Below are 4,192 nucleotides of genomic sequence, written 5' to 3' on the forward strand. Positions count from 1 at the left end.
GGCTGGGGCGGATGCTGGTCCAGGGGGTGGCCAAGGACCTGACCCGGCGGGGGGTCAAGGCCATCGAGGCGTTCGGTGACCTGAAGTGGGAGGAGCCGGGGTGCGTACTGCCCGCCGACTACCTCCTGGCGGTGGGGTTCAAGACGGTTCGTCCGCATCTGCGGTTTCCGCGGCTCCGGCTGGAGCTGAAGACCGCAGTCTCGTGGCGTGAGGACGTCGAGGTGGCACTGGAGCGCCTGCTGGGGTCCATGAGCCCAGAGCGCGCCCTGCGGCCCGTCTGAAGCTTCTCAGGCGCCGCTGTGGGCGGCATCGGTACAACGAGCCGACCGAAAAGCCCGCAAGCCCCCGCACATGCGGCGGCTCCCTTGCCCGGAGTGGTGAGCTGCGGGCGAGGGAGCCGCCGGGTTATGTGGGTGCCGCTCAGAAGAGCGGTGGTACGGCAGGCGCCGCGGTGCCTGGCCGCAGGGGGCACTGCCAGAGCCCCGTGGGGTTGAGCTCTAGAGGATGCCCTCAAGCTCGCGAAGCAGCATGGCCTTCGGCTTGGCACCGATTATCTGCTTCACAACCTCTCCGTCCTTATAGACGTTCAGTGTGGGGATCTGGAGTACACCGTAATCGCGGGGAACCGCCGGGTTCTCGTCGATGTTGAGCTTGACCACCGTCAGCTTGTCGGCCTGCTCATTGGCGATCTCCTGGAGGATCGGCGCGACCTGCCGGCAGGGCCCGCACCATTCGGCCCAGAAGTCCACGAGCACGAGCTTGTCGTTCTTGAGAACTTCCGCCTCGAAGGTCGCGTCGGTGACGCTCTTGATGGTGCCCATGATGGAACCTCTCCTTAGCTTTCCTGAAGGGTGAGCCAGCGCTCGGCGTCGAGGGACGCCTGGCAGCCGGTGCCCGCGGCGGTGATCGCTTGACGGTAGATGTGGTCGACGACATCGCCACAGGCGAAGACGCCCTGCAGATTGGTGCCCGTGCCCGGGGACTGGACCTTGATGTAACCCTCGTCGTCGAGCGTGATCTGACCCTTGACGAGCTCGTTGCGCGGGTCGTGGCCGATGGCCACGAACACGCCGGTCGCGGGGAGCTCGGTGGTCTCGCCGGTCTTGAGGTTGCGGACTCGCACGGCGGAGACGCGGTCGTCGCCGACGATCTCTTCGACCTCGGAGTCCCACTGGAAGCGGATCTTCTCGTTGGAGAAGGCGCGGTCCTGCATGATCTTGCTGGCCCGGAGCTCCGAACGCCGGTGGACGATCGTCACCGAACGCGCGAACCTGGTGAGGAAGGTCGCCTCCTCCATGGCCGAGTCGCCGCCGCCGACCACCACGATGTCCTGGTCGCGGAAGAAGAACCCGTCGCAGGTGGCGCACCATGAGACACCGTGCCCGGACAGCCGCTTCTCGTTGGGCAGACCCAGCTCGCGGTAGCTCGAACCCATGGCCAGGATGACCGCCTTGGCGTGGTACGTGTCCGTGACGGTCTTGATGACCTTCGGATCGGCGGCCAGGTCGACCTCGACGACATCGTCGGCGACCAGCTCGGCGCCGAAGCGCTCGGCCTGCTTGCGCAGGTTGTCCATCAGGTCCGGGCCCATGATCCCGTCGGGATAACCGGGGAAGTTCTCCACGTCGGTGGTGTTCATGAGTGCTCCGCCCGCGGTCACCGAGCCCTCGAAGACCAGGGGGCGTAGGTCGGCACGCGCGGAGTAGATCGCCGCTGTGTAACCGGCCGGCCCCGAACCGATGATGATCACATTACGGACGTCGCTCACGCTCTGTGCCTTTCGTCGCTGTTGCCAGTCGCGTCAACAGATCCTAGGCGGCTGTGATTCCCGCCTGGTCACCGGACGCCGAAGTGGCCTGCTCACCCATCAAGGTAGGGCCTGGCGGCGCGCCGCGACATCACCGGGGCCGGAATGCGAAAGAGCCCGCCGGGGGCGGGCTCTTTCAAGGTCATCGGAGTGGGGTCAGTCCCACGTACCGAGGGCGGGTTTGCGGAGGTTCTTGCATTCGGGGTCGAGGACGCGTACCTGGACCTTGTTGGACGCGCTGTTCTTCCGGAAGAGCATCAGCGATGCCTCCTGGCCCTCGTAGTAGCCCTGGTCCACCTGGAAGGGGTCCTTGCCGACCTGCTTCGACACCCGTCCGATGCAGCGCATGAGCTTGTCGTCGACCGAGTCGGCGGTGAGCCAGGCGCGGGTCGGGGCGAAGTAGTCGCCGAGCGGTTCGCGCAGGGCGCGGTTGCTGTAGTTGAAGTCGCTGTCGGAAATCTTGTAGGCCAGCCGCGGTGCCTGGCTCGGCTCGACGCTGGCCGGTGGCGGCAACACGATCGGTACCGAAGCCACCGGCGCCGGCCCACCACCTCCGGAAGCGGTCAGCAGCCCGGTGGACAGCGTCGCCGAACCGGCGATCGCCGCCACGGCCGCCGCAGCCGTGACCGGAATGGCCCATCTGCGGCGTCTGGCCGGCCGTGTCCGCCGCTTGGCCGGGACCACCGTGCCGTCGTCGGCGACGACGCCCAGTCGTACCGGCTCCGGCTCCCGCGAAGGCTCCTGCGAGGGCGCAGGCTCCCGCGAGGGCCCGGACGCGGTCTCCCACGGGGCGTCGGCCATGAGCCGGTCCCAGTCGGGGGAGTCGGCGACGGCAGCCGCCACCCGTCCGGTACGCCCGGCCTCGGCAGCCAGCGCCTGGTCTATCCGTAGCGCGACCCCCATCGGCATGGCCGGTGTCGGAGTGGCCGCGAGCACTTCTCGCACCGCCGCGAGATCGGCCAGTCGCTCCCCACAGGGGTCGCACACCGCCAGGTGTGCGCGGACCGGCCGGGCTTCGGCGTCATCAAGGAGACCTTCTGCCAACTCGGCAAGGATCTCCAGGTCGTAGTGCGTGTCACCCGTCACGAAGTTCTACTCCCTTCGCGGATGAGACGCGAGACAGGTCTGATCGGTTCCGCAGATGCGAAAGAATTGGGGCAAGTTTCGCGCGGCCCCGCGCGCATCGGCTCTTCACCGTACCGCTCGGCACCTGGAGCACCTGCGCGGCGTCCTCCACCGAGTAGCCCATCATGTCGACGAGCACCAGCGCGGCCCGCTGGTCGGTGGGCAGCACCCGCAGGGCGGCGGTGACCTCCATGGAGACCTCGCGCTCGCCGGTGTGGTCGGGCATCGGCGTGTCGCGCTCGGCGGCCTCGATCAGCTCGTCGTCGGCGACCGGGCGGACCGACTTGCGGCGCATCCGGTCGAGGCAGGCGTTGACCACGATGCGGTGCAGCCAGGTGGTGACCGCCGCCTCGCCGCGGAAGCTCTCCGCCTTGCGGTAGGCCGACACGAAGGCGTCCTGAACGGCGTCGGCGGCCTCGTCGGGGTCGCCGAGGGTACGCAGGGCGACCGCCCACATCCGGTCTCGGTGCCGCTTGACGATCTCGCTGAAGGCGTGCGGGTCCCCGTTGATGTGGCTGGTCAGAAGCTCGGCGTCGGATCGTTCTGGCCGGGGGTTCTGATCTGCCTCTGATGGGTTCTCGGGTGGGGAATTCACAAGGAGAGTCCTGCTATGCCGATCCGGGGGAGTAGACCACTACGTCATAGATGGTGCCACGAAACCTGCCTTGGTCGGCTGGAAGACGCGTAAACCAGATCAAAACGTACTGGCCGCTTGCGGCCGCGGTGGGCTTGAACGTGGTCTTGCCCGAGGCGTTGCTCTGCTTGGCCACCGTCTTGAGCGCGTCTAGGTCGGGGGAGTCGCCCACCCTGATCTCGGCCTTCGCGCCGGACGCCTTGGCGAAGGTGACGGTCACCTCGGAGACCTTGATCGACTTGCCCATGTCGAGCATCAGGCCGACGCCGTCCTTCAGCCGCCCGAACTCGGCGGTGTTGTAGGTGTCGGTGTGCCACTCGGTGCCGGACTTGCCGTCGATCGCGTTGCGAGTGTACTCGGGGTTCTCCCCTCCGTCGGTGCCCTTGGGGTCGAAGTCCTTGGCGCTGGACGCCTTGACGGGCGTGGGTTCGGCGGTCGGGGTGGCGCTCACCGTGGGCTCCGCCTTCGAGGCGGTCGGCCCGGCGATGCTGCGCCCGAGGGTCCAGGCCCCGATGCCGACGACCGCCATCACCACGAGCACCACCACGGTCATGATCGCCCGGTTGACCATGCCGGGCCGCTGGGGCCGGCGCTGGTGCGGGCCGGGCATGGTGGGGGGCATGGTC

5 protein-coding genes and 1 pseudogene are annotated in these 4,192 nt (G+C 68.0%); 1 reads left to right on the forward strand and 5 read right to left on the reverse strand.

Annotated features, from left to right (window positions below):
• A pseudogene (locus C1I98_RS36125) lies at nt 1-281 on the forward strand (GNAT family N-acetyltransferase); the annotation flags it as partial.
• A gap of 216 nt (nt 282-497) precedes the next feature.
• Here the strand turns inward: C1I98_RS36125 and trxA are convergent.
• The 5 genes from trxA to C1I98_RS36150 all read right to left on the reverse strand — a co-directional run.
• Nucleotides 498-821 (reverse strand): thioredoxin, encoded by a 324-nt coding sequence (gene trxA / locus C1I98_RS36130; RefSeq protein ID WP_111171782.1) that lies wholly within the window; start codon nt 819-821, stop codon nt 498-500.
• A 14-nt stretch (nt 822-835) separates the two neighbouring features.
• Nucleotides 836-1,768: a thioredoxin-disulfide reductase gene (trxB, locus tag C1I98_RS36135; RefSeq protein ID WP_111171783.1), complete on the reverse strand. Its 933-nt coding sequence runs from the start codon at nt 1,766-1,768 to the stop codon at nt 836-838.
• A 195-nt stretch (nt 1,769-1,963) separates the two neighbouring features.
• Nucleotides 1,964-2,893 (reverse strand): anti-sigma factor family protein, encoded by a 930-nt coding sequence (locus tag C1I98_RS36140; protein ID WP_111171784.1) that lies wholly within the window; start codon nt 2,891-2,893, stop codon nt 1,964-1,966.
• The gene (gene sigM, locus C1I98_RS36145; protein ID WP_111171785.1) at nt 2,883-3,527 is read right to left on the reverse strand and encodes an RNA polymerase sigma factor SigM; all 645 of its coding nucleotides are present in this window, start codon (nt 3,525-3,527) and stop codon (nt 2,883-2,885) included. Before sigM ends, C1I98_RS36140 begins: the two co-directional genes overlap by 11 nt.
• 13 nt (nt 3,528-3,540) lie before the next feature.
• Nucleotides 3,541-4,192: galactose-binding domain-containing protein (locus C1I98_RS36150; RefSeq protein WP_233508481.1), on the reverse strand; the 652-nt coding region annotated here is incomplete at its 5' end.

The sequence above is a fragment of the Spongiactinospora gelatinilytica genome (assembly GCF_003236385.1).
Lineage (GTDB): Bacteria > Actinomycetota > Actinomycetes > Streptosporangiales > Streptosporangiaceae > Spongiactinospora > Spongiactinospora gelatinilytica.

Excerpts from the sequence above, each read along its gene's own strand:
- trxA (WP_111171782.1), bottom strand. The coding sequence starts at position 821 with ATGGGCACCATCAAGAGCGTCACCGACGCGACCTTCGAGGCGGAAGTT.